Genomic DNA, 465 nt, shown 5'->3' with positions numbered 1-465 from the left:
CCTCTGGCTGCCTAGGCATCCACCGTGTGCGCTTCATTGCTTGACCCTATAACCCGAAGGAGTCTGGATATCGCAATGATCACGTTTCATTTTGCCGGATACGCTTGAGACGTATCACAATTTAAGAAGCACTTCTTGCGAAGTGTTCTTGTCAGCATGATATACATTGTTAAAGAGCGACTGCTATAAGCAGTGATAAGCGTTCTTTCATATTAAAAAAGAAAAAGACCTTTAAGACCTTAAAAGCTATTTTTTCTTTTTAACGTGAAAAAAACAGAGCCACTTATCACTGCGTATCAACAGTATTCTGATCAGGTAATTCATTGTGGACGCTTACTGACTGTGACGCATCGTTTAAGGAGGTGATCCAGCCGCAGGTTCCCCTACGGCTACCTTGTTACGACTTCACCCCAGTCATGAACCACACCGTGGTGATCGCCCTCTTGCGTTAGGCTAACCACTTCT

Annotated in this window: 1 rRNA gene; it reads right to left on the bottom strand. The window is 44.1% G+C overall.

What is annotated here, in order from left to right:
* Window positions 1-355: 355 nt before the first annotated feature.
* Window positions 356-465, bottom strand: a 16S ribosomal RNA gene (locus tag E0L35_RS25535); the annotation flags it as partial.

It is taken from the genome of Halomonas sp. ATBC28, assembly GCF_005937175.1.
Taxonomy (GTDB): Bacteria; Pseudomonadota; Gammaproteobacteria; order Pseudomonadales; family Halomonadaceae; genus Vreelandella; species Vreelandella titanicae.
The sequence above is the reverse complement of the archived record's forward strand: the minus strand, read 5'-3'. Positions and strand labels throughout refer to the sequence as shown.